The organism is Trinickia dinghuensis (assembly GCF_003367175.1).
GTDB lineage: Bacteria > Pseudomonadota > Gammaproteobacteria > Burkholderiales > Burkholderiaceae > Trinickia > Trinickia dinghuensis.
Window position 1 is genome coordinate 355532 of the sequence record NZ_QRGA01000001.1, and the last position, 25416, is coordinate 380947.

A 25416-nucleotide genomic window follows, 5' to 3' on the forward strand; every position below is an offset into this window, starting at 1 on the left:
ATCTACGAATCATCATGCCGCTGGACGACCCCTCCACGCTCCTGACCGACCGCTTGAAGCTGCGTCCGCTTCGCCCCGAAGACGCAGCCGCGCTGTTCGCCATGTATTCGGACGCCGAATTCATGCGCTACTGGTCGTTTCCCGTCATGACGCGTTTCGAGGAAGCAGTCGACTACCTCGCCCGCCGAATCCAAGGCTCGGCCACGGAAACGGAAATCGTCTGGGCCATCGAACTCGCCGCGACGTACGAGATGATCGGCACGTGTTGTCTGTTCAATGCGGACCCTTCGTCCAAGCGCGCCGAACTCGGCTTCGGCTTGCATCGTCCGTTCTGGGGCAAGGGCTATATGAGCGAGGCGGCACGCGCCGCCGTCGATTGCGGGTTCGACGTCTTGCAGTTGCGTCGGATCGAAGCCGAGATCGATCCACGCAATACCGCCTCGGCCCGTCTGCTCGAGCGCTTGGGTTTCGTCAAAGAGGGGCTGCTGCGCGAACGGTGGATCATCGACGGAGAGATCGCCGACGGCGCGATCTACGGCCTGCTGCGCACCGATCGCGGATAAGCCCGGCCGCCTATAGGCGGCTTCTCTGCGGACACGGCCTATACACAGGTATGCGCTCGTGCGACCACCGCATGGTCTCACGATCCGCAAGCCGTATGGTGCTTGATTCCCCGCCTCAATATCCTCGCGTTGCGGTATCCGATTCATGACCGGCCGAACTCGCCACGAGCGATTTGTTCCACTGCCGGCGCTCGAAGAATCGCACCGTCTAAGCAAGCTCTCGTCTTTGACAAAACGAACCGAAGGGTAAAGAGAATGAACCTCAAATCAGTACTCGTCGCCGGCGCACTGGCCGCCTGCACTTACGCTACCGCCAACGCCGAAACCGCCTCGACGGTCAAGGCATCGGAAGACAGCTGCACCATGCTCAACATGACCACCGGAACACCGACCGCGGCCAAAAAGGCGCAACGCGCGGCCAATCGCGAACTGGCGCACCGGGTTCGCGAGCAACTGAGCCATACCCAGGGCCTTGAAAACACGAGCATCGTCGTGTTCGCGATGGCCGACACGGGGAAAATCGTACTCGCCGGCCTCATCCAGGAAGCCAATCAGGATCAAATCGCCTCGGATGCGGCGAAGCAGGTGCAGGGGGTGAGCGCTGTCAACAGCCAGATGACGATCCGCGAAGAAGGCAGCTAAGCGGCACATAGGATGGGCGCCCGCTTCCTGTCGCGCCGGCGCCCATCGTCCGCCCCACCGTTGCATCGCCGCGTGGGGTGTCTACAGCGATGCGCCTTTGGTCTCGGGCAATAGAAGGACCATCAACAACACCACGCCATAGGCGGCGCCCGCGAAGATCGCGATTGCCATCGCTAAACTCGTCGAGTGGCTCAGCATGCCGACCAGCGACGGAAACAGCGCCCCGATCCCACGGCCGAAGTTATAGGTAAAGCTTTGCCCGTTGGCGCGAAATTCGGAGGGGTACAACTCCGTCAGATACGAGCCCACCCCACTGAAAATACCGCATGAGGAAAAGCCCAGCGGAAGCCCCAGCCAGAGCATCTGAACATTGGAAATCGGGAGCGTCAGGTACAGACACACGGACACGAGCGACAGCACGGAGAACAACATGAAATTGCGCCGACGCCCCCAATAGTCCGACAGATACGCCCCCGCGACATAACCGCAAAACGCTCCCACGATGATCGTGAACAGATAGCCACCGGTGTCCAGTACGGACAGATGCCGCTCGATCCTGAGGAATGCGGGCAGCCAGGTGGACATTGCATAGAAGCCGCCCTGAATACCGGTGCAGAGCAGCGCGGCCAGCACCGTTCGCCGCAGTAGCGCGGGCGAGAAGATGGCCCACACCGAGGACTTGCGGATCCCCCGCTTTCTCGCCTCGTTCGCACGCGCGAATACCTCGGGCTCCGGCACGTTCCTTCGTACGTAGAGGACGAGCAGCGCCGGCAAAATACCCACCCAGAACAGGCTGCGCCAGGCCAACGACTCAGGCAGCACCGAATACGCGACGCTGTAGAGAATCGCCGCGGCGCCCCATCCGATGGCCCACCCGCTCTGCACGAGTCCGACCGCCTTGCCGCGATGCTCCGGTGCCACGATCTCGCCGATCAGCACGGCACCCACGGCCCATTCGCCACCGAAGCCGAGCCCTTGCAACGCACGCAGCACGAAGATCTGCTCGAAATTTTGTGCGAAGCCGATCACGAGCGTACACACCGAGAACCAGAGGATCGTGCCTTGCAATACTTTGACGCGGCCGTAGCGGTCCGCCAGCATGCCGGCAACCCATCCCCCGATCGACGAGAAGATCAGCGTCACGGTACCGAGCAGTCCCGCCTCGGCCCGGTCCAGTTTCCAAAGATCGATCAGCGAAGCCAGCACGAAGCTGAACACCATGAAATCGAACGCATCGGTTGCCCAGCCGGCGAACGACGCCTTGAATGCACGCTTTCCCGCGCGATCGAGCGGCGCGTACCAGGACGGATGCCATGCGGTCGTCAGCGAGGCTCGCTCGACATTTCTTGCTGATGTCATAGTTCAAACCGTTCGTTGAGTTGGGACTTGTCTGTCGATGCTGTCGATGCAGTCGGTACAGCCAAAGCGAGCGAGGCAGTCAATGCCCGAACGACTCGTTTCGGCCCGCCAGCGCGCGGCGCACGACATCGGGCGAGGCCGGCGCCTCGCGGATCCGTACGCCGATCGCATCGTGAATGGCGTTCAGGATGGCGGCGGCCGTCGGGACCAGCGCCGGCTCGCCAATTCCCTTCGCGCCATAGGGGCCGATCGACGTCGGCGCCTCGATGAAAATCGACCGCACTCGCGGCATGTCATGCACCGTTGGAATCAAGTAATCGTGCAGGTTGTCGTGCCGCCCCGGAAGGTATTTCTCCATCAGCGCCATGCCGACGCCCTGCGCCACGGCGCCTTCGATCTGCCCTTCCAGCAGCGTCGGATTGACCATTTTGCCGACGTCGTGCGCCGCGACGACCTCGAGCACCCGCACGCGCCCGCTCTCGCAATCCACCTCCAGCTCCGCCATCTGCGCGCCGAAGGCGTACGTGGCGTAGGGGCTGCCCTGCCCCGATGCATCGAGCGAAATGGTGGGAGGATCGAAGCTTTCCTCGGCGGCGACCGCATAGCCGTTCGCATCGACAGGCCGCGTTAGCAGATCCAATGGATGACCGTCGACGGCGATACCGCTCGCGTCCGCCGTTATTCGCGCATCGGCCCGCGCCCCCGCGAGTGCGATCAGCCGCCGGCGCAGCGCCGCTCCAGCGAGGAACGCGGCTCGCCCGGTGACGAACGTCTGGCGCGAAGCCGACGTGCGTCCGCAATCGGGCGACAGCAAGGTATCCGGGCCGACGAACCGAAGGCAGTCCACCGGCACCCCCAGAGCATCGGCCGCGATCTGCGGAATGACCGTGTTCGCCCCTTGACCGGCATCCACGGCGCCTTGGTGCAACACGATCGTACCGTCGGGTCGAACGCCGACGCGAACCGTCGACGGATTCGGCGATGCGGTATTGCCGCACCCATAGAAGAACGCGGCCATGCCGACACCACGGCGAATGCGGCCGGGCGCCGATCGATTGAATTCGGCGGCGCGGGCTCGCGCTTCACGCCATGCGGGCCGCAGCGCATCGAGGCATGCGACGAGGCCGACGCTTTCGTCGAGAATTTGCCCCGTCGGCAGCGAGTCCCCCGCGCGCAGCGCGTTCATCGCACGAAACTCGAGCGGATCGATCCCGGCCATCGAGGCCAGATCATCGATCAGTTGCTCTTGCGACATCGTCGTTTGCGGCACGCCGAAGCCCCGGAATGCACCGGCCGGCGTGATGTGCGTGTGAATCGCACGCGAGCGCGCGACATAGTGCGGAATGACGTAGGGGCCACCCGCATGCACCGGAACGCGATTGGCGACGGCCGTCCCCCAGGAAGCGTACGCACCGGTATTGAACTCGCCGTCGAAGATCACCGCACGCAGCCGGCCGTCCGCATCGGCCGCCATGCTGGACACGAAGCGCCCGGGATGACGCTTCGTCGACGTAGCCATCGATTCCTCGCGCGAGAACGCCATCGCAACGGGCCGGCCGACATGCCAGGCCGCGACGGCGAGCAGCGGCTGGACCGTCAGGTCGAGCTTGCCGCCGAAGCCGCCGCCGACCGCGGTCGCGACAACGCGCACCTGCTCGGGCGGAAGCGCGAGGATGCGTGCGAGGTCCGCCCGATGAGGATGCGGGCCCTGCGTGCAGGAGTGGATCTCGACGATATCGCCCACGCGCCGAGCCCAGCCGGCTTCCGGCTCGAGGTAAGCGTGCTCGACGAAACTAGACTCGAACGTTGCGCTCGCAACGTAATGGGCATCGCGAACCGCGGCATCCGCATCGCCGCGGCACACCTGTCCCTCGATCAGCAGGTTGCCGGGACGATGCGCGTGCAGCAGCGGGCTGCCGTCCCTCGTGGCATCGGCGGTGGTCAGCACCGGCGCGAGAGGCTCCCATTCGACGGGGAAGCGATCCGGATCGAGTGCCGCGACCGCCTCGCGCTCGCCGACGATCAGCGCCACGGCCTCGAGATGATGCCGCGCTTCGGCATGGGCGAGGACGGGCTGGTCAGCATAGGGCGTCGCCACGCCGTGCGCATTCAAGCCCGGGATGTCGGCGTGGGTCAGGACACGATGCACGCCGGGATGGGCATCGACGAATGCAGCGAGATCGCCGAACGTGAAGCGGGCACGGTGATGCGGACAACGGACCGCACGCAGGAAGAGGCTGTCGGCGGGATAGCCGTCGGCGCCGAAACGCTGGCTGCCGTCGACCTTTTCCGGCCCATCGAGCCGCGTCAACGGTACGCCGACGGAAGGGCCTTCGGACGGCGCGGCCGTACAGCGCCGAGCCGCCGCACCGCAGCCGACTTCGGTCACCGCGTCGACGATCTTCCGGTAGCCCGTGCATCGGCACAAGACGCCGTCGATGGCGGCACGCGCACCGGCGCGGTCGGTCACCCTGCCGGCGTCGATCGCCGCGGCCGATGCCGTGAGCATGCCGGGCGTGCAAAAACCGCACTGCACCGCTTGGTGCGCAAGGAACGCCTGCTGCAAACGGCTGCCGCTACGGGTGCCTTCGGCCAGCCCTTCGACGGTGACGACGCGGCGTCCCGCAATCTGCCCCACCGGAATCAGGCAGGCATAGCGTGCCTCGCCGTCGACGAGCACCGTGCAGCTTCCGCAGTCGCCCTGGCGGCAGCCCTCCTTGGTACCGAACCGGCGCAGCCCCGCACGCAGATGATCGATGAGCCGTTGCGATGGGTCCGCCGGCAAGCGCAGCCGCACGCCGTTGAGTTCGAACCATTCGAAGTCTAGCGAGGCCGGCGCACTTTCGACAATGGATGCCTCGCCGACGGAGACGATTTCGTCAAGCGACGGGTGCGTCATGTTGAGATTCCTCGATGCAGCCTCTGAACGCGCGCGCAATCGCCAGCCGCGCGAGATGAACACGATGGGAGGCGGTGGCTCGGCAATCGTCGATCGGGGACAGCCCGGCAAGCGGAGCAGCTTCGATCGCGCCGATCAGATCGGTGCACCGTACGCCCGGCAGCGATGCCTCCAGCGCGCGCATCCGAAGCGCGACTTCCGATGCCCCGCCAACTGCGGCGGCGGCCGCCTCCACGGTATCGTCCGCGGACACGCGCAGATGCACGGCGGCCGAGACGACGGCGAGCGCGGCGCCTTCGCGATTCGCGCATTTGACGAACGCTGTCCGATCCCGCGGGCGCGGCAGTTCGAACTGCACGCCAACCAGCAGTTCGTCGGCATTCAGCGCGGTCCGCCCTCTTCCCAGCACGAACTCGGCCAACGGCAAGCGACGCGCGCCGCGCACGCTTGCCAGCTCGACCTGCGCGTCGAGCGTCAGCAGCACAGGCACGCCGTCCGCGATCGGAGAGGCATGGCACAGGTTGCCGCCGATGGTGCCCTGAACACGAATTTGCCGAGAGCCGACGCAAGCCGCCGCTTCGGTGAGCGCCACAGGTAGCCACGGCGTATCGGCGATGGCTTGGAAGGGGCTCGCAGCGCCGATACGGACTATGCCGTCATGCAGCTCGATGCCGCGCAACGCATCGACACGGCTGATGTCGATCCAATTCGACTTCGCCGGCACGAGCCGGGCATCGGCAAACACGTCGGTCGCCCCGCAGACGATGCGCGGCCGAGGATCCTCCGCAAGCGCGCGGAGCACTTCCCCGATGGTATGGGCACGAAAATAGTTCATCGCGATGGCAGATGTCCCTTGCTGATGACGAAGGCCGGCATGGCGACCGGCACGCGTTCAATCGCCGCTCGGCGTATCCGCGCGGACGATCCGCAACACGCTGTCGATGACGAATGCCTCCCAATGCCGCACCGCTTCCGGGGCACCGAGATCCTCGCCCAGAAACACCGACAGCGTGTAGCGATTCGACGTATAGAAATACGCCGTGGAGATGATCAGCAGGAAGACGTCGCGCGCGTTCAGATCCTTGCGAAACAACCCTTGTTCGACACCGCTCGCGAGAATCTTCCCGATGACCTGCACCGCATGCGACGAGTATTCGCCCTTGCGCTCCAACTTGGACACATGCCTGCCCTTGTGCAGATTCTCGGTGTTCAGCAGCGTCATGAAATCGGGATTGCGCCAGTAGTAGTCCAGCTTGAAGCGGATCACGGTTTTGAGCGCTTCCACCGGCTCAGAAAGATCCGGCGCCATCTTGAGTTCCGCTTCGTCCATCCGCCGATAGATGCCTTCCAGCACCGCGACGAAGAGGCCCTCTTTGCTCCCGTAGTAGTAGTAGATCATCCGGTCGTAGGACTTCGCCAGCTTGGAAATCTTTTCCACGCTGCCGCCTTCGTACCCGTAGCGCGCGAAGACCTTGGTCGCCGCGCGAAGAATGCTTTCGCGGGTTTCCTGTGCCGCGGCCTCGCGAACACCCGTTCCGCGCACGACCTTCTTTTTTGCTGCCTGGACCATACTGCTCCCGATGGCGAACGACCACCCGATCGTACCGCCTAAAAATCGCTTCAGCGCCCCTAAACCCAAGTTTCGTACAGTGAGCGCTACATGAATGCAGAATCATACACGACGCTTATACCATCGACAACACAGCAATAAAATTACGTATTTTCAATAGCTTGAACGGTATTACTTTATGCCGACACGACCCGAACGGCCGGCATAGAGCAGTTCCACGTTTTCATTTTCAAAAAGATTGTGCTACCGTTCGTTTGTGGAGTACTCACTACATGAAACATAAATTTCACGTTGCGTGGAGCCAGTGTCCCGCAAGCGGGAGATAGAACAATGAGAACAATGAACAACGAACTCGACGTGCACGCGTTGCGGGACGTATCGACGACGATGGCGACCGAAACACCGCCCGCGAGACGCATCGAAAAATTGCTCGAAGCCGCGATACGAAGCATGAAGGCCACGTGGGGTTTCATTGCCGTCATGCGCGAAGGCGGCTGGCAGGACGCAGTCGGCGCGGCGGTTTCGGGTGCGCCGAACACCGGTGCACCTCGGTTGCCGGTCGAGGGGCTGCCCGTCTCCATCCTGACGACGGCCGTGCGCCTGCGCAACGGGCTCGCGCTGTACGATGCATGCGCCGCGGAGCAGTGGCAAACGGACGACTACGTGCGCCTGCGCAAGCCGCGTTCCGTGATCTGCGTACCGATACGGTGCAACGGCGCACTGATGGGCGCCCTCTATCTGGAACACCAAACCTCACCGGGCATCTTCACGCCGGCAAAAACGGCGATGGTCGAAATCATCGCCCTGCAGGCCGGGTTCATGCTGGAAAATGCCCGTCTTCGCGACGAGCTTTCGGAGCAGCACACGCGCCGAGGCCTCACCGAGGCAAAGATGCGCGACACGCTTTCCGAACTCGATCGGGCCAGCCGCCTGAAGGCCTACGGCGAGCTAGCGGCTTCGATCGTCCATGAAGTGGTCCAGCCCGTCACGGCACTCGACACGTCCGCCCGCGCCGGGCTCAAGTGGCTCGAGCGCAGCGCCCCGAACATCGATGCCGCGCGCGAAACGCTCGCGCACATCTGTGCCTGCGCGATGCGCGCGCGCGCCATCATCGACGCGCTGCGAGCCAAGGCACGGCAAGCCGCGCCCACCTTCACCGTGTTCGATCTCGCCGATGCCCTTCGCGAGGCGGCCGAACTCGTGGCATGCACGCTCGACGCCATGAAGGTGCGCTTGAGCCTTCATGGGCTGTCGTCCCCGACACCGGTGCGCGGCGAACGCGTGCAATTGCAGCAGGCCTTCGTCAATCTGCTGACGAACGGCGCGGAATCGATGCGCCATACGCCGGAGGCCGAACGCGTACTCGTTCTGGCCTGCGAGTCCGCGCCGAGCCTCGTGCGCGTTCGCATCGACGATCGCGGCGAAGGCTTCGATCCACAGTCTGCGCCGCGCCTGTTCGAGCCGCTGTTCACCACGAAGCCGCACGGCATGGGCATGGGGCTTTCGATCTGCAAGTCCATCGTGGAAGCGCACCACGGCCGGCTGGAACTGACGCCGCGACTGGAAGGCGGCACGCGGGCAACGGTCACGCTCCCGCAGTTTTCCAGTTGAAACGTCGAGAGGCGCCATATTCATGGAAGAGGCTAGGATGGGTTTCGCTGCAACCCTGCGTAACGAATCGATCTTCAAGACCGGGATCGCCCGGCCGGCGGCATTCGCCGCCAATCACGCCGCCGGAGTCGTCTACATCGTGGACGACGACGATCTCGTGCGCGGCGCGCTTGCAAGCCTGCTCCGATCGATCGATCTGGAAGTCAGGGCCTTCGGCTCCGCGGAGCAATTTCTCGCTGCGCCGAAAATCGCGCGCCCCGCGTGCCTCGTGTTGGACGTGCGCTTGCGCGGGCAAAGTGGATTGGCGCTGCAGAAGTGCTTGCGGGAAAAGGAATGCGCCGCCATGCCCATCGTGTTCATGACGGGGCATGGGGACATCGCCATGACCGTTGAAGCAATGAAAGCGGGGGCGATGGATTTTCTGACCAAGCCGTTTCGCGACCAGGACATGATCGACGCGGTAGTCGCCGCGCTGGAGCGCGACGCGCGGCGTCTCGCAACGGACAGCTCGCTCGTCGAGCTGCGCGGGCGCTGGGCTTCGCTGACGCCCCGCGAGCGTGAAGTGCTGACCCACGTGGCATCCGGGCTCATGAACAAGCAGATCGCCGGCATCATGGGGATCGCCGAAGTGACGGTCAAGATTCACCGGGGGCAGGCGATGCGCAAAATGAATGTACGCACCGTCGCCGACCTGGTGCGCACGACCGATGCACTCGGTGTCAAACCCGCCTCCGCGAAATGAACGACGCGAACGACGCGAACGACGAGAACGACGTGAACGACGAGAGCGACGAACGGTCGCAATGACGCCGGCCGATCAGCGGCGAGCCGGATAGTCCGTCATCGGATCCACGGGCGCGGGCGGCACGCCGCGTGCTTCGATGGCCGCGCCGGCCTGCAAGCAGAGATCCTCGCGGAACTGGGCAGCGACGACTTGAACTCCGACCGGGACATCGCCGGCGAGCCCTGTCGTCACGGTCAGCGCCGGCATGCCCATCGCCGGCAACGCGCGCATCGTCAGTTGCGCGTCCCAAACGCGCTCGAAACCCTCGATGCCCTGCAAATCGAGGTCGTCCGGGAACGGCAACTCCGACGACACCGGCAGCAGCAGCACGGCATATTGCTCGAGGAACACGCGCCACCGGCGCATCAGCGTCGTACGCTGCACGAGCGCGTGCTTCACGACGTCGGCCGGCATCGCCGCCACACGAGCGCGCGATGCCGCGATGACGGCTGCCGCGCCGGGATCGCCGTCGTCGGCAACAGCCTTGGCCAACGCCTCGAATCCATCGCCGAGCCACAGCCGCTCCTGCACTTCGGCCGCGGCGCGCATCGGCGGCGTGTCGTCGATTTCCTCGACCGTCCAGCCCGCGTCGACAAGCCTGCGGGCCGCGTCTCTCAACGCGGCCTCGACATCGGGTGCAATCCGCCAACCGTCCGGGCGCAGGCACAAGGCCGCGCGGCGCGGCACGGGGCGGCCTTCGAGCGGCATGGCCACGTGCCACGGATCGCGAACATCGGGCGCCGACAGCGCCGCGAGACCGAGTTCGAGGTCGGCTATCGTGCGGCCCATCGGCCCGGCCGCCGACATCAATTGCGCGCCGATGGCCCGCTCCGGCCAACTGGCGTTGTAAGCGGGCACGCGTCCGAAGCTCGGCCTCAAGCCATGCACGCCGCACGCATACGCGGGGTACCGAATCGAGCCGCCGATGTCCGTCCCCACCGCAAGCTGACCGATGCCCGCCGTCACGGCCGCGGCACCGCCGCCCGAGGACCCGCCCGGCGTCAGCGCGCGATTGCGGGGATTGAACGTCTTGCCGTGCACCTGATTCGAGGTGAACCAACGCAGCGCGAACGTGGGCGAGTTCGTACGCCCGAGCAGGACAGCGCCGGCTTTGACCAGGTTGTCGACCACCGGACTGCTGACCCCGGCAATGCTGTGCGCGCTCGCACGCGCACCGTTCGTCGTGGCGAAGTCCTTCTGATCGATATTGATCTTCACGGTGACGGGCACGCCCGCGAGCGGTCCGACCGTCTCGTCCCGAGCGATCGCGCGGTCCACGTGTTCGGCCTGCCGGAGCACTTCCTCCGGACGATGCTCCACGACGGCATTGATGACGGGATTCACCGCATCGAGACGATCGAGTGCGGATTGCGCGGCCTCCTTGGCGGAAACGTCGCGGTTCCGAATCCGCGTCGCGAGTTCGCTGGCCGACCATTGCCAAAGCTCAGTCATGCTCTCTCTCCTTGCGTTGCAATCGGTGTCATTGCGCCGGATGCCCGATCCGTTCGGCGGCTTCGATGATAGCGCCCGCGACGGCTTGCGGATGGCTCACGAGCGATACGTGGCTACCGTGCACGCGCGTGATCGTCGCGCCGATATGCTTCGCCATCTGCTCCTGCAGAGCGGGATCGATCATCTGGTCCTGCGTGCTGATCACGAAATACGAGGGGCGGCCGCGCCAAGCCGGATGCGTGACTTTCTCGTCAATGCAGCCCGAGTACCAAGGGCCTTGCGTGGCCGCTACGACTCGCTGCTCGGCCGGCGAAAGGTCCGGGGCGAAGTACTGATGAATCGCCTTGTCGGAGAGCGTCAGATACCCGGCGGAATCCTTGTGCAGTTCCTTGGCCCAGGGTGCGGGCGGCAGATCTTTGATCATATCCGCGATCGATTGGCCGGCATCGGGCGCGAAGGCCGACACGTAGACGAGCGCCTTGACTTTGTCGTCGTTGCCGGCCTCGCTGATGACGACGCCCGCCCACGAGTGCCCGACGAGAACGACCGGGCCGGTCTGCTGCTCGATCACGCGCTTCGTTGCCGCGACGTCGTCGTTCAGCGAACTGAGCGGGTTTTGAACCGCCACCACGTGCAAGCCCTTTGCCTCGAGAATCGGAATCACGCGGCTCCAGCTCGAGCCGTCGGCAAAGGCGCCGTGCGTCAGCACGACCGTGGTGTCGCCGAGATCGTTCGTCCCCGCGGCGTATGCCGCCGGTGCGGCGGCAACGGCGCCGATCATCAGGACGGACGCGAGCAAACGGCTGAGAAATGTGGACATGGTTTTCCTACCTCGTATCGATTGATTTGTTGATGGGTTGGGGTTTGGATAAAAAATATTCGCGAACGTCGGCGGCGAAGCGGCGAAGCGGCTAACCGAACGTGAACGTATAAGCTCGAACACCGCGATCGAAGAACTGAATCGTGAATGTATGGTCCTGTACCCGCACGTCCTGCCGCACCAGTTGATACAAGCGAGCGGCATCGACGGTGCCGTAGCCGTCGGCCGTCGTGTCGCTGCCGTGCGATGCGCCGGGCGGCCGGCCGTCTATTTCGACTCGGAATCGCACAGGCTTGCCGTTCGCGGGCGGAGCCAGGACCAGATGCACATCCCTCGCGTGAAAGCGGTAGGCGATTCGTGCGTGCGGCTCGCCCGCCACGGCCTCCTCCTCGCCGACCATCCACGTGCCGCCGAATGCCCAGGTGTTGAGCGGCAGCCGGCCGGGAATCGAGTAGGCGCCCGCCGTATCCCGCTTCACTGCTTCGGGCGACGCGAAACCGGTTGCCTCGCGATAGCCCAGATAGGTCTCGCCCGAGCCGATCTCGTCCTGATCCGCGGCAGCCTGCGCACCTGTCGCCTCGACCCGCGCGTGATCGCGTGCCGGCATCGCGCTGTTGCGCTGCGCGAGCAGTTGCCGAATGACGTCTTCCGCCGTGCCGTAGTCGCCTTCGCCGAAATGGTGGTAGCGGATGCGGCCTTGTGCGTCCGCGATGTAGAACGCCGGCCAGTATTGGTTGCCGAACGCGTTCCAGACACGGTAGCCGCTGTCGATCGCGATCGGGTAGCGAAGCCCGAGATCGCCCGCCGCGCGCTTGACGTTGGCGACGTCGTGCTCGAAGCCGAACTCGGGCGTATGCACACCGATGACGACGAGCCCGTCTTTGGCATACCGGCTTTCCCAGGCCTTCAGGTACGGCAGCGTTCTAAGGCAATTGATGCACGAATAGGTCCAGAAGCCGACGACCACGACCTTGCCGCGCAAATCGCGGGACGTCAGCGGCGGCGAGTTGAGCCAGGCGCCGGCACCGTCCAGCGGCGGCAGCGAGCCTTCCACCGGCAAGGATGCCGACGACAGGGCAAGCGCGTCCCGTGTAGCGGTTGACGTGCCGCTCGATCCCTCGTTCGAGGCCAGTGCGGCAAGCAGCTTGCTCTCGATGGCGTTGGTGGGTACGGCGGGTACGTGGGCGAGCGCGATCCGATCGAGCCCGAGCGCGATCGTCGCAACGGTTGCCATGACCAGAAGGCCCGCCGCGCGCCGAATGAGTTCGCCCGCGCCCGAGGCCCGCCGAACCCGGTTCAACACTCGCCTTTGCGCAAGCGATACCACGGCAAGCGAAGCCGCGGCGCCGGCCGCATAGGCGGCCAAGCCGGTTGCCGTTTGCCAGTTCGCCCCGCGCAGCGCGGCGCCGGTGAGGATCGCACCGAGGATCGGCCCCGCGCACGGCGCCCACAGCATGCCCGTCGCGGCCCCCAGCAAGAGTGCGGAGAACACCTGGTGCTTGACGCCGCCGGCATCGGATAGTGCGAGAAGACGATTCCCGATCCAGGCAAACGGCCCCGTGATGCGGGCGGCCAGCATCGGAAACGACAACGACGCGCCGAACAGCGCAAAGAGGGCGAGCGCAACCCAGCGCCCGTAGCGACTCAATTGGGCGGCGCCGGTCACGCCCGCGACGCCGATTCCCGTCACGAGCGCGAACGTCCCGGCCAAACCGATCAGGAACGGTAGCCGGCTCGTCATGAACGGCCGATCGGAGCGCGCGAAAACGAACGGCACCACCGGAAGAATGCACGGGCTCGCGATCGTCAGCACACCGCCTAAAAACCCGATGACTATGAACGGCATCATTGACTCCCCTCGCGTGCATCGATGGTTGCCCCGGCGGCAAGCGCCGGGCCCGAACTCGGCCGATCAGCGGATCAGGCCACCCGCACATTTCAACCACCCGATGTATCCGAGCCGTTTCATCGAACGGGCGATTCGCAACACACTGTGTCGGCCGGCCGTTCAGATACACGCGGATACATTTCCGCCGCGGCCGCGAACCCATCGGCGCGGACCTCGCTCACAGGTGCTGGACCTGGAGAATCGCGTCGGCGAAAGCCCTGGGGGCCTCCTGCGGCAGGTTGTGGCCAACGCCGCCGCCGAGGTTACGATGCTGATACTTGCCCTTGAACTTCTTGGCGTAGGCCGCGGGTTGAGGATGCGGCGCGCCGTTGGCGTCGCCCTCCATCGTGATGGTGGGGACCGAAATATCAGGCGATGCCGCGAGCTTCTTTTCCAGAGGGTCGTATTTGACCTCCCCCTGTGCGAGACCCAGGCGCCAGCGATAGTTGTGAATGACAATGGCCGCGTGATCGGGGTTGTCGAACGCCGCTGCCGATCGCGCGTACGTGGCATCGTCGAAATGCCATTGCGGCGAGGCCAGACGCCAGATCAGCTTGTTGAACTCGAACCGGTTGGCCGCATAGCCCACCGCACCGCGTTCGGTGCAGAAGTAGAACTGATACCACCAAGCCAATTCGGCCTGCGGCGGCAGCGGTTTGCTGTTCGCCGCTTGGCTGCCGATCAAATAGCCGCTCACGGAGACGAGCGCCTTGCAGCGCTCCGGCCAAAGCGCCGCGACGATATCGGCCGTGCGGCCGCCCCAGTCGTACCCGCCGATCACGGCTTGCTCGATCGTCAAAGCATTCATGAAAGCAATGACATCGACGGCAACGACGGCTTGCTGTCCATTGCGCGGCGTATCGGCAGACAGGAACCGCGTCGGGCCGAAGCCGCGCAGGTAAGGTACGAGCACGCGATAGCCGGCCGACACGAGCATCGGCGTGACGTCGGCGAAGCTGTGGACGTCGTAGGGCCAGCCATGCAGCAGAATGACGACCGGCCCCTGCGCCGGCCCCGCTTCCACGTATCCGATACTGAGCCCATTCGCTTCGACCTGACGCAGCGTCCCGAACGAGGCGAAATTGCCGCCGGGGCTCGTGGCCGTTGCAATCGCACCGGCCGGCGCGGATTGAGCGTGGACGATTTCGCTCAGCCCCGAACTCAGCATCGCAATGCCCGCAATGCCGGTACCCAATATGCGGCGACGCCGCTCGTCGATCTGGTCAGTCATACTCGTTTCTCCGGAAAAAGAATGAGGGTTAAGGCGCCGCGGATGCGGCGCCTCGCGGTTCGGAACGTGTCATCTCCGGTCCGCCGTGAGGCCGCACGGCCGATCGATCCATGCGGCGAGGATCATCGCGTTTCGGTTCCGAGGCGCATTGCGCGAGCGGGCCTGCGGCCGAAAAATCGCGTCGCCCCGTTTGATCGGCTGACCGGACAGCGCGCAGACGCCCGGTTTGGGCGCGATGGCATATCTCCATAGCTGGCCCCGGTAGCTGCCGCAGGTCGGGTCGCTCCAGGACAGGGCAATGCGCTTGTTCTCCAACCGCTCTTCGATGGTCACCGTACAGCTCGGCGAGGTGCCGCTCGGGTTCCCGAGGGGCTGGGCCGACAGCACCCGCGACGGCGTATCCATGACGGCGAACGGATAGGAAAGAAGCCCGAGCACGACATGCCGCCATGGGCCGTTCGAGCTGTCGAAAGCGCTTTCCGCAGGGTTGTTTTGCGGCGGCGACAACGTGTCGCGCAAATGAAAATTCATGACGGACGACTCCCCTATTTCAGGCAAAGCGGCTGCCCCGCCTGGCTCACCGGCTGGGGCGGCCCGGCCGGGCCGCCGCCGAAACGGCACTGTCGAAGCAATGCGTGAAGCTTAAGGAGAAGTCTCAATGCCCGATATTCGTCGAGCGGATATGCCTATCTCGCCTTGTTATGAGGCTTTAATACCTTTGTATTAAAGCTCGCCGGCTAACGGCCGATAGCGCCGGCGAGCACCATCCCCGCGATCCGTGCGAGATTAGGACTACATAAAAATGCGGATTTCCTTACCCTTATGAAATCGGTGCCACATCCGTTAATAGGTGTGACTTTCACGCGTGCATATCTATGAACATCAAGCAAAAGCTCCAACTTCTCGTGGGCGTATCCGTCGTCTCCATCGGCAGCGGTATCGCCATTGCCGCGCTGACGCTGACTTCGGCCAACTACGCGCAGCTATCGGCACGGCAAAATCTGCAGGTCGCGCTCGGGCTGACCGAGATCAAGGCGAGCGCGGTCTCGACGATCGAAACCGATCCGGCCGCCGACGACACCAAACGGATCTTCGCGAAAGCGGAGCAGAACATCGAAAAATGGCAGGAGCAGGTGAAGCCGCTGATCGAGGACAACGCGACACAGGGGCAGTTGGCCTCGATCGTCGATCAATGGAACGGCTACGACCGCAAGTCGCACGAAATCATCGATCAGGCCGCGAGCGACGCCAAAGCGGCCACCGACCAGGTGACGGCGCTGTACCGCACTACCTTCAAGCCGTTGCACGCCTTGCTCGAGCAGGCCACCCAGGCGGCACGCGAGCGCGCGCAGCAAAGCGCCGACGAAGCGCAACAAGCGCGGCGCCGTGCCAAGATGATCGTCGTTTCCGTGCTTGCGCTGATCCTCGTGCTCGTCGTGGGCTGGATCATGGTGCTGTCGCGTTCGATCCTCGGCGCGCTGGACAGCATCAAAACGACGCTGGAGCGCACAAGCGCGTCGCTCGACCTGGCCGAACGCGCGCCGGTCCTCGCTCATGACGAGATCGGTGCGGCGGCCACGGCGTTCAACGTCTTGATGACACGGGTGGGCGAAGCCATGCACACCGTGCGGCAGTCGGCCGATTCGGTCGGCGTCGGCTCGAAGCAGATCGCGAGCGGCAACACGGACCTCTCCGCGCGAACCGAAGAACAGGCCGCCTCGCTGGAGCAGACCGCCGCGAGCATGACGCAGTTGACGCAGACGGTGAAGCAGAACAGCGACAACGCACGGCAAGCCAATGCGTTGGCCACGCGCGCGACGGACATGGCCGATGCCGGCAACGAAGCGGTGCAGGACATGGTCCGGTCGATCGGCGAGGTCAGCTCGAGCTCGGACAAAATCTCTCAGATCACGAGCACGATCGAAGGCATTGCCTTCCAGACCAATATCCTTGCATTGAACGCCGCCGTTGAAGCCGCGCGGGCCGGCGAGCAAGGGCGCGGCTTTGCGGTCGTCGCCAGCGAAGTGCGCTCTCTGGCGCAACGCTCGGCCGCCGCGGCGAAGGAAATCAAGGAACTGATTGCCTCATCCGTTTCGATGATTCAAGATAGCGCCACCCAAGCGACACAAGTCGGATCGACGATGGGCGAGGTGAAGCAAGCGATCAAGCAGGTGTCCGACATCGTCGGCGAGATCGCAGCGGCGTCGGAGGAACAGAGCCAAGGCATCGAACAGGTTCATCAAGCTGTTTCTCAGATGGACGACGTGACCCAGCAGAATGCCTCGCTCGTCGAAGAAGCGGCAGCCGCGGCCCAGTCGCTCGAAGAGCAGGCGGCGAAGCTTACGGAGGCCGTCTCCGTATTCCGGCTTTTGGATGCAGGCCCGTCGATTTCTCGCCCAACGATGGCGCGTCGGCACGCACTCGCCTAGGTGTCGAGGCACCGGCGGATCGCGGAGGCTGTTTCGATTCGAAGCGGAAGAACGCGGCCGCATCGAGGGCGATCCTCGTTTGCAACCCGGCGAAAGATAAGGCTCAATTCGATGATGGCGAAAGTACGCGCGCTATGGCGGACGGTGCAGACGGCTATCGAACGCCTCGACAGCAAGCTTTATTTCGTTGCCATCCGCCGGGGGCTCGCCCTTCCTCTCCCGCTGATCATGGTCGGCGCGTTCACCTTGTTGATCAGGTTTCCGCCCTCCGCGGGCATTCGCGCTTTTTTGCTCGAGGCCTTCGGCCCACGTCTCGACGCCTTCTGCGACAGCGTGCTCGCCGGCACGTTCGGGATCGGCTCCCTGGTCGCCATGTACGGCTTTGCCGAAACGTTGACGACGCTGCACAACCAGCGGCTAGGCCATCGCCAAGTGAACCCGACCATCGCCGCGATGGTCGTCATGTCGTGCTTCTTCACGGCGCTGGGGCCGGTCAGCGGCGCGTCGCTATTCGTGTCGCTCTCTCTCGGGCAAGGATTGTTCGGAGCGCTTATCGTGGCGTCCATCGGCGGAAGCTTATTTTTGAAGCTTTGCGGCGTACGGCACCTGCGCATCCCGATCGGCAACTTCGGCAACGACCCGCTGGTCAGCGATGTATTTACTGTCATTCCGGCCGCGTCGCTGACTATCTTGACGTTCGCCGCTCTAAAAGCGATGTTGCACGGCCTGAACTGGCCCAGTTTGCCCGAAACGATCAGTTCGTCGATCGGAGCGCCCCTTCCGACGCTCGCCAACAGCCTATCGTTTTGCATCGGGTATGAGGCGGCCAGTCAGTTTCTCTGGCTTTTCGGCATTCACGGGCCCAATGCGCTGCACGTGGTCCAACAACATGTGCTCGAACCCGCGGCGAGTGCAAATGTAGCGGCGCTTGCAGCCGGCGCACGCCCGCCGTTCATTTTCACCTTCGATTTTTTTTCGGCCTTTGCGCGAATGGGCGGATCGGGCGGCACGTTGAGTCTCCTTCTCGCGCTGCTCGTGGTCAGCCGCACGGCCCGGCAGCGAAAGCTCGCGCTTCTGATGCTGCTGCCGGCCTTGTTCAACGTGAACGAACCGTTGCTGTTCGGTCTGCCGCTCGTGCTCAACCCGACATACGCCGTTCCGTTCGTGCTGGCCCCGCTCGTTCAAGCTTTGATCGCCTACGCCGCGATCGGAGCCCACCTCATGCCTAGACTGGGCCATAGCATCGCATGGACCACGCCCGCCTTGTACAGCGGTTATGCCGTGACGGGGTCGCTTGCCGGAACGCTGGTTCAATTGCTTTGCCTCGCCGCCGGCGCATTGGTCTACGCCCCGTTCGTTCGCATTGCCGACACCCTTGCCGCAAAGAAGACCCGACAGGTGCTCGCATCGCTGCTGCGGATGGCCGAAGCGCCGGAGGCCGCATTCAAGACGAAACGCTTCTTGGAGCTTCCGGGCAATGAGGGAAGAATGGCCGTGGTGCTAGCCAACGATCTAAAAGAAGCGATGAAGGCAGGCGAGCAGATCTTCCTCGAGTTTCAACCGCAGATCGATACGCAAACAGGGCGGATCTTCGGAGCCGAGGCCTTGTTGCGCTGGCAGCATCCCACCGTGGGCCGCATTGCCCCGCCCATCGTCGTGACGCTCGCGGACGATACGGGCCAGACCGAGGTTCTCGGTCTACATATCCTTTCGCTGGCGTGCCGGCAACGAGCAGGTTGGCGAGGCATCGTGTCCGACGACTTCGTGATCGCGGTCAATTTGTCGCCGCGGCAATTGCTCGAGCGCGAATTTCATCGTCGAGTGATCGAGATACTCGAGCGCGAGTCGCTATCGCCGTCCCTGCTCGAACTCGAGATTACGGAATACGCCGCGTTGCTTCCCGAAGCCAACGTGCTCGACAATCTCAAACAGCTTCGCGATGCGGGAGTCAAGGTGGCCCTCGACGACTTCGGAATGGGCCATACCTCGCTGCACTATCTGCGCGAGTTCCCTTTGGACACCGTCAAGATAGACAAGTCCCTAGCGGACGTCACCGCCGGCAGCATCAACGAACATATCGTGAGGAGCATCGCGGACCTCAGTCGTACGCTCGATCTCTCGCTCGTGGTGGAAGGCGTTGAAAACGAGCTGCAACTCAAACGCCTCCGCACCTTGGGCTGCCACCGCTTTCAGGGTTACTTTTTCAGCTTTCCTCTAGCGCCGGACGTCTGCGCGCAATTCGTCGCGGGCAGGAACGGACAAACGTCTTGCGCTAATCCTTGACGATGATCTCGATGCGGTCCGACTGGACCCCATCGACGCGGCCGGCGCGCACATCGAGTATCAGTTGTCTGAGGTGATCGACCTGCGTTTGAAGCGCCGTTCGAGCGGACGAGGTCTCCGCCTCGCGATGATCGTGGCGAAGACGATCGGCGTTCGCGATAAGAACCGCGACCGCTCCCGCACGGGACATGAAATGACGTTCCATAGCTATAGGGCGGCGTTGCAGGGTGCGCTCAATTGGATTCGAGCACCTTCAGATATCTATTGACCTCTTTCATCAATTCGCTCGTATAGGTACTCGGCAAACTTTCATCGTCGCCAAGCGACAGCAAGCGCTCGATTCTATTACGAAAGGTGCTTGCAATGTTCATCTTCACGTCGGACGGCAGATGCTCCGTTATCGAGCTGAGCATTTCGCCCGCAACGAGCATCCAAGTCCCGTGCTGAATGATGGCATTGCTATGGGCGCCGGACAGCGCGACGATAGCGTCGCGCAGCTCGTCGATGCCGTCGGGTTCGTCATGCGCGTCGAGCTCATCCGCCGCCCGCTCCGTATTCATCATTGCTGTTCCTTTGTCTTCCTATTGCATCGGCATGCGGATTCATTCATTGCCGGCCAGCGTGTTGAGTCGAATTCGCAACGAATTAGCGACGAATTCGCCGCTATCCGTCCAGCGAGCAGTGACAGTGAATATCCCGCATTGACTGTAAACGGCCGATAAGCGCTCACACTAAAGCATCGAGTGCGTAAGGAATTGCTGAATTTTTGCTAAGGATCGCCGCAAGGGCCAGCCACGCACGCTAGCGCCCCGCTCGCCCCCGTACTGGCATGACATCTGCAACAGCGATAAGCATCCGGAGCGCGAACGCACGAGGACCGAACGATGACGACCTTCACGTTACGTCAATTGCCGCGCGCCGCGCGCAACGAAGGGGCCTGCGCGGCCGATGCGGTGCAACACTTCGGCAACGATCGCTGCTCGACGCTGGCCGCCGGCATCGCCTTCTACTCGGCTTTCTCCTTGGCGCCGATGCTCGTCATGGTGATCGCGGTCGCGGGCTGGTTCTTCGGGGCGGACGCGATCCGCGGGCAAATCTTTCAAGACGCGCATCTGCTGATCGGCGACGAGGCGGCCGCCGCCGTGCAGATGATCGTCGTCAACGCGCGCTCGCACAGCGGCTCGGGGGGCACCGCCGCATTCGTGTCGTTCTTGGCGCTCGCACTAGGCGCATCGGCGACGTTCGCGTCGCTGAACACGGCGCTCTCGGTCGTATGGCCCGCCGAATCGTCGCAACGTGTCTCGACCGTGATGGCACTCGTCAAGGTGAGGCTGATTTCATTCGGCCTCGTACTGGGCGTGGCGTTCCTCGCGATCGTTTCGCTCGTGCTCGATACGGTTGTCACGTTCATCGGCGAATGGCTCCTTGGGGGGACGCCCTTCGTCGTGTTCGGCAATATCTTGCAGCTCGTGCTCGGCGTGATCGTGCTGGCCTTCTCTTTCGCCGGGCTGCTCAAGTTTCTACCCGACGCGCACGTCGCGTGGCACGACGCGCTCACGGGCGGCATCGTCGCCGCCCTGCTCTTTACCGCCGGCAAAAAGCTCTTCGCGCTGTATTTAGCGCATGCAGGGCTCTCCAATGCATTCGGCGCCGCCGGTTCGCTCGCGGTCTTATTGATGTGGCTGTACTTTTCGGCGGCGGTACTGCTGCTCGGCGCGGAATACGCAGCCGCGAGAGGACGGCGTCGTATGCGCGGCCATTTTCGCGAACAGCCGAATAAAACCGATCATTAACCCACCTTACCCAGAGACATATTTCCGGGTATTTGTCCAGTTACGAAGGCGCACACTGCCGGGGCGTAAAAAACGCTTTTATGTGCGCGGTGCACCGACTGATCGCAAAGCGCTGTGTTTCCAGGGCTCGGCCCCGGCCCAAGGCCGTGCGGACCGCCCAGCGGTTGGGAAAACTTGCTCAATTGCGTCGCAATTTTGCAGTTTCTCCAATTCAGTATTTCGCATACAACAATAATCGTTTAGGCCATTTTTACGGATTAGTGGACGGCTCTGTTTCGTTTTGACGACAGTGCTATTTTTCCCGTTCATCCTTTCAACGGCATTGCGCTATTCTCCGTCCCGCAACAGTCTAATAAACGCTTCGCGTGGAGAAATGATGAAAAAAATCGCTTTGTCGACCCTCTCGCTCGCCCTGCTCGGCGCCGCTGGTGCCGCACATGCTCAGACGAGCGTGACGCTCTACGGCGTGATCGATGACTCGCTCACCTACGTGCACAACGCAGCAGGCAACAAGAGTCAGTGGTCGCTCGGCAACAACAGCGGCGGCGATCTGGCCGGCACGCGCTGGGGCATCAAGGGTCAAGAAGATCTGGGCGGCGGTTTGGCCGCGATCTTCCAATTGGAAAACGGCTTCGATCCGTCGAACGGCACGCTGCAGCAAGGCGGCCGCGAGTTCGGCCGTCAAGCGTTCGTCGGCCTGACGAGCCAAAACTACGGTACGTTGACGCTCGGCCGTCAATATGACCCGGTGGTCGACCTGGTTCAACCCATCACGGGCGACAACTACTTCGGCAGCTCGTTCGCGACGCCGGGCGACGTCGACAACTACGACAACAGCGCTCGCACGAACAGCGCGGTCAAATACCTGTCGCCGAATTTCGCCGGCCTCCAAGTCGAAGCCATGTACGCACTCGGCGGCGTTGCAGGTTCGACCGAAAGCGGCCAAACGTGGTCGCTCGCAGCCGCGTACAACAACGGCCCGCTGGGCTTGGCTGCAGGCTACTACCACTCGGACAACTCGAACACGCTGACGCTGGGCAAGCGCGCTGGGTGGGACGCGGCAGCGACGTCGGGCAACCTGTTCGACAGCAACATCAACGCCGGCTACGCCACGGCGAAGTCGATCGGCATCGCGCGCCTGGCGGGCCAATACACGGTCGGCCCGTTCACGATGGGCGCGAGCTACAGCAACGCACAGTACAAGCCGGACGCCTTCTCGACGTTCACCTCGAGCGAGAAGTACAACTCGGGCAGCGGCTTCTTCAACTACCAGGCTAGCCCGGCGCTGCTGTTGGGCCTCGGCTACACCTACATGAAGTCGAGCGGCAACACGGCGGCCACGTACCATCAAGTGTCGCTGGGCGCCGACTACTCGCTGTCGAAGCGCACGGACGTGTACCTGGTCAGCGCCTATCAGCACGCAAGCGGCAACACGGGCGACGGTGCCGGCGGCGCGGTTGCCGCGACGGCTTCGATCGGCTCGTACAGCTACAACGGCACGAACTCGCAAGAGCTCGTCGCTTTGGGCCTGCGCCACAAGTTCTAAATCGAAGCAGTCTCGTTCGAGCGATCGACGAGACGACGACTGAGCAGTACGCAGTATCGAGCCAGCCGGGGTATCTCCGGCTGGCTCTTTTTCTCTATGAGGGGATTGCGCGGCGGCTCGATCGCCTCTCGGCGGGCACCGATCAAGGAAGCGGGCTTAGGGATTCGACTCGCGGATTTGTACGGCCTCGGGATGGCAATCCACGAGAAACCGCATCATTTCATCGGCGTCGCGATTCGAACCGCCCTTGATGGTCGGTAGCGGCGTATGACGCCCATGCTCGCCCAAGCCGACGTCGGGGGTGTAGTTCCACTCCTCCCGCATCCCACACGAACTCCGGCAGCATCTTGTGGAAGCGAAAACAGACGCGCTCGACCGAGTGCTTCGGAATGTTGCCCGGAATAGCAGCGCGATCCCAGCGAAAACCGAGCGCCTCGAAAAGCTTCATAACCCTCACCTAGAAAACGCGGGTTCGGCGCGCGTGCGCCGACGACGATGCACATCATACCGTAGCCGGTTACGGGTTCTTCGCGGCAGTACCCCGGACCGTAGCCCGCATACACACATGCATCCGACATGTGCGCAAGGCGATGAGCCGCCGATCGCCTCCCCGCTGCGCGGCCCATTAATAATACGAGTGTAAGCATATGAAATAGATTAGAAAGCTATGTGTCGCGGACGCTTCATATACGCGTGGTCCAATGCCGCCGTTCTTCCGAAAAAAAACCACCGCTCACCGCGCATTCCTCAGCTTTCATTCTCTCGGGATCGAATGAAGACGCCTCGCTAGGGGGATACGCGGCGACGACAATCCAGGAGTTCGTCCCCATGTTTCGCCGTAAGCTCGTCCCCATCGCAGTGGGCGTTGCATCGCTCGCAGTGCTCGCCGCGTGCGGCAGCAGCAACAACAGCAGCACTCCGGCGGCCGTCGCGCAGGTATCGGCGCAAGACGCGCTCGCTACCGCCACGCCGATCAAGCACGTCGTGGTGATTTACGGCGAAAACGTCTCGTTCGACCACTACTTCGGAACGTATCCGAACGCGACGAACCCGACGGGCGAACCGAAATTCACCGCTGCCTCGGGCACGCCGACGATCACCGGCACCCCGTCGGTCAACGGCTTGACCACCGCGCTGCTGACGGCCAACGCGAACGCGACCAACGCCGGCAACGGCACCGGCGCGACGAACCCGTTCCGCCTCGACCGCACGCAAGCGGCGACGGCCGACCAGAACCACGCGTACACGGCCGAACAGCAAGCGTACGACAACGGCGCCATGGACCTCTTCCCGAAGTACACGGGTAACGGCACGAGCGGCGGCGCCGGCGCATTCGGCACGACCGGCCAGGTCATGGGCTACTTCGACGGCAACACCGTCACGGCAATGTGGAACTACGCGCAGAACTTCGCGATGAGCGATAACGCGTACACGGACACGTACGGCCCGTCCACGCCGGGCGCGCTCGAAGTCGTGTCGGGCCAGACGAACGGCATGCAGATCGTGAAGTCGTCGAAGAGCTCGTATTACGTCAATGACGGCCAAGGCGGCCTGACGATGATCAACGACGTCGACCCGGGCAGCGACCTCTGCTCGAGCACGACCGATACGGCGATGATGACGGGCAAGAACATCGGCGATTTGCTGAACGCCTCGAACATCACGTGGGGCGGCTTCATGGGCGGCTTCAACCTGTCGACGACGAACAGCAACGGCACGACGGGCTGCAAGCGCAGCACGATGTCGACGGTAGTCGGCGCCGCGACGGCCGACTACATCCCGCACCACAACTGGTTCCAGTACTTCAAGTCGACGTCGAACCCGAACCACCTGCGCCCGACCTCGACGGCCGCTATCGGCTTCACGACGGTGCCGGGCACCACGACCGTCGATCCGGCCAATCACGAGTACGACACGGACGATTTCTTCGCCGCCGTCAGCGCCGGCAACTACCCGTCGGTCAGCTTCCTGAAGGCACCCGCCTACCAGGACGCTCACGCAGGCTACTCGGACCCGCTGGACGAGCAAGCGTTCGTCACCAAGGTCGTCAACTTCCTCGAACAGCAACCCGACTGGAAGAGCACGGCCGTGATCGTCGCATGGGATGACTCGGACGGCTGGTACGACCACCAGTTCCTGACGCCGACGTCGGCTTCGTTCTCGACCGCGGACCAGCTGAACGGCGCTAGCCTGTGCGGCCCGGTCGGCAAGCAGCCGAACGGCCTCGCCGGCCAGCCCGTCAACGGCCGCTGCGGCCCCGGCACGCGCATCCCGTTCCTCGTCATCTCGCCGTATGCGAAGCAGAACTACGTCGACCATACGCAGATCTCGCAAGCTTCGGTCGTCCGCTTCATCGAGGACAACTGGCTCGGCGGCACGCGCCTCGGCGGCGGCGCTTTCGACGCCACGACGGGCAGCATCAACGCCATGTTCAACTTCTCGGGCACGCCGAACACGACGCCGGTGTATCTCGATCCGAACCTGGGCACGCAAGTCTCCACCCCGCCGCAAAGCTAATCGTCCTTGAACCGTCTCGTCTAGCGCGC

At 63.6% G+C, this 25416-nt stretch carries 21 protein-coding genes; 9 read left to right on the forward strand and 12 right to left on the reverse strand.

The genetic code is table 11. The features are described 5' to 3' along the window. The first annotated feature begins 14 nt into the window (after nucleotides 1-14). Together DWV00_RS01535 and DWV00_RS01540 are read left to right on the forward strand one after the other, a co-directional pair. Nucleotides 15-563 (forward strand): GNAT family N-acetyltransferase, encoded by a 549-nt coding sequence (locus tag DWV00_RS01535; RefSeq protein ID WP_115531763.1) that lies wholly within the window; start codon nucleotides 15-17, stop codon nucleotides 561-563. 255 nt (nucleotides 564-818) lie between these two features. Next, nucleotides 819-1205, forward strand: a complete 387-nt coding sequence (locus DWV00_RS01540) for a BON domain-containing protein (RefSeq protein ID WP_115531764.1) — start codon at nucleotides 819-821, stop codon at nucleotides 1203-1205. Between the two features lie 81 nt (nucleotides 1206-1286). Here DWV00_RS01540 and DWV00_RS01545 read toward each other — a convergent pair whose 3' ends face one another. The 4 genes from DWV00_RS01545 to DWV00_RS01560 form a co-directional block, all read right to left on the reverse strand. Beyond that, nucleotides 1287-2564, reverse strand: a complete 1278-nt coding sequence (locus tag DWV00_RS01545; protein WP_115531765.1) for an MFS transporter — start codon at nucleotides 2562-2564, stop codon at nucleotides 1287-1289. A gap of 79 nt (nucleotides 2565-2643) precedes the next feature. After that, the gene (locus DWV00_RS01550) at nucleotides 2644-5463 is read right to left on the reverse strand and encodes a molybdopterin-dependent oxidoreductase (RefSeq protein WP_115531766.1); all 2820 of its coding nucleotides are present in this window, start codon (nucleotides 5461-5463) and stop codon (nucleotides 2644-2646) included. Beyond that, the gene (locus tag DWV00_RS01555; protein WP_115531767.1) at nucleotides 5444-6298 is read right to left on the reverse strand and encodes an FAD binding domain-containing protein; all 855 of its coding nucleotides are present in this window, start codon (nucleotides 6296-6298) and stop codon (nucleotides 5444-5446) included. The genes DWV00_RS01550 and DWV00_RS01555 overlap by 20 nt, the downstream gene beginning before the upstream one ends. A 57-nt stretch (nucleotides 6299-6355) precedes the next feature. Then, nucleotides 6356-7033, reverse strand: coding sequence for a TetR/AcrR family transcriptional regulator (locus DWV00_RS01560; protein ID WP_115531768.1), 678 nt, complete (start codon nucleotides 7031-7033; stop codon nucleotides 6356-6358). A 330-nt stretch (nucleotides 7034-7363) separates the two neighbouring features. On the opposite strand from DWV00_RS01560, the gene DWV00_RS01565 reads away from it, so the two are divergent. Both DWV00_RS01565 and DWV00_RS01570 read left to right on the forward strand, forming a co-directional pair. Next, nucleotides 7364-8644 (forward strand): GAF domain-containing sensor histidine kinase, encoded by a 1281-nt coding sequence (locus DWV00_RS01565; RefSeq protein ID WP_115531769.1) that lies wholly within the window; start codon nucleotides 7364-7366, stop codon nucleotides 8642-8644. Between the two features lie 37 nt (nucleotides 8645-8681). Next, a complete protein-coding gene (locus DWV00_RS01570; protein WP_115531770.1) occupies nucleotides 8682-9386 on the forward strand; it encodes a response regulator transcription factor in 705 nt (234 codons plus the stop codon). A gap of 75 nt (nucleotides 9387-9461) precedes the next feature. Here DWV00_RS01570 and DWV00_RS01575 read toward each other — a convergent pair whose 3' ends face one another. From DWV00_RS01575 to DWV00_RS01595, 5 genes are all read right to left on the reverse strand, one after another. Next, nucleotides 9462-10880 carry an amidase family protein gene (locus DWV00_RS01575; RefSeq protein ID WP_115531771.1) on the reverse strand — a complete coding sequence of 473 codons (1419 nt, stop codon included), beginning with the start codon at nucleotides 10878-10880 and terminating at the stop codon, nucleotides 9462-9464. A gap of 28 nt (nucleotides 10881-10908) precedes the next feature. Next, on the reverse strand, nucleotides 10909-11700 hold the full coding sequence (locus tag DWV00_RS01580; RefSeq protein WP_115531772.1) for an alpha/beta fold hydrolase: 792 nt from the start codon (nucleotides 11698-11700) through the stop codon (nucleotides 10909-10911). Between the two features lie 91 nt (nucleotides 11701-11791). After that, nucleotides 11792-13546, reverse strand: a complete 1755-nt coding sequence (locus tag DWV00_RS01585; RefSeq protein ID WP_115532216.1) for a cytochrome c biogenesis protein DipZ — start codon at nucleotides 13544-13546, stop codon at nucleotides 11792-11794. Between the two features lie 220 nt (nucleotides 13547-13766). Further along, nucleotides 13767-14819 (reverse strand): alpha/beta fold hydrolase, encoded by a 1053-nt coding sequence (locus DWV00_RS01590; RefSeq protein WP_115531773.1) that lies wholly within the window; start codon nucleotides 14817-14819, stop codon nucleotides 13767-13769. A gap of 69 nt (nucleotides 14820-14888) precedes the next feature. After that, nucleotides 14889-15350, reverse strand: a complete 462-nt coding sequence (locus DWV00_RS01595) for a DUF3331 domain-containing protein (protein WP_245964670.1) — start codon at nucleotides 15348-15350, stop codon at nucleotides 14889-14891. Between the two features lie 344 nt (nucleotides 15351-15694). Between DWV00_RS01595 and DWV00_RS34860 the strand changes: the two genes are divergently transcribed. Both DWV00_RS34860 and DWV00_RS01605 read left to right on the forward strand, forming a co-directional pair. Then, nucleotides 15695-17248: a methyl-accepting chemotaxis protein gene (locus tag DWV00_RS34860; protein WP_115531774.1), complete on the forward strand. Its 1554-nt coding sequence runs from the start codon at nucleotides 15695-15697 to the stop codon at nucleotides 17246-17248. A 111-nt stretch (nucleotides 17249-17359) separates the two neighbouring features. Next, nucleotides 17360-19531, forward strand: coding sequence for an EAL domain-containing protein (locus DWV00_RS01605; protein ID WP_115531775.1), 2172 nt, complete (start codon nucleotides 17360-17362; stop codon nucleotides 19529-19531). Here DWV00_RS01605 and DWV00_RS01610 read toward each other — a convergent pair. Both DWV00_RS01610 and DWV00_RS01615 read right to left on the reverse strand, forming a co-directional pair. Continuing rightward, nucleotides 19521-19721: a hypothetical protein gene (locus DWV00_RS01610; RefSeq protein ID WP_147297815.1), complete on the reverse strand. Its 201-nt coding sequence runs from the start codon at nucleotides 19719-19721 to the stop codon at nucleotides 19521-19523. The two genes, DWV00_RS01605 and DWV00_RS01610, sit on opposite strands and share 11 nt — an antisense overlap. A gap of 43 nt (nucleotides 19722-19764) precedes the next feature. Then, the gene (locus DWV00_RS01615) at nucleotides 19765-20094 is read right to left on the reverse strand and encodes a hypothetical protein (protein WP_115531777.1); all 330 of its coding nucleotides are present in this window, start codon (nucleotides 20092-20094) and stop codon (nucleotides 19765-19767) included. 321 nt (nucleotides 20095-20415) lie between these two features. Between DWV00_RS01615 and DWV00_RS01620 the strand changes: the two genes are divergently transcribed. Both DWV00_RS01620 and DWV00_RS01625 read left to right on the forward strand, forming a co-directional pair. Then, nucleotides 20416-21324: a YihY/virulence factor BrkB family protein gene (locus DWV00_RS01620; protein WP_115531778.1), complete on the forward strand. Its 909-nt coding sequence runs from the start codon at nucleotides 20416-20418 to the stop codon at nucleotides 21322-21324. Between the two features lie 376 nt (nucleotides 21325-21700). Further along, nucleotides 21701-22870, forward strand: a complete 1170-nt coding sequence (locus DWV00_RS01625) for a porin (RefSeq protein ID WP_115532218.1) — start codon at nucleotides 21701-21703, stop codon at nucleotides 22868-22870. Nucleotides 22871-23026: 156 nt separating this feature from the next. On the opposite strand, the gene DWV00_RS33870 is transcribed toward DWV00_RS01625, so the two are convergent. Next, nucleotides 23027-23194: a hypothetical protein gene (locus DWV00_RS33870; protein ID WP_181885314.1), complete on the reverse strand. Its 168-nt coding sequence runs from the start codon at nucleotides 23192-23194 to the stop codon at nucleotides 23027-23029. Nucleotides 23195-23698: 504 nt separating this feature from the next. On the opposite strand from DWV00_RS33870, the gene DWV00_RS01635 reads away from it, so the two are divergent. Beyond that, nucleotides 23699-25387, forward strand: coding sequence for a phospholipase C (locus DWV00_RS01635; protein ID WP_115531779.1), 1689 nt, complete (start codon nucleotides 23699-23701; stop codon nucleotides 25385-25387). Nucleotides 25388-25416 lie beyond the last annotated feature (29 nt).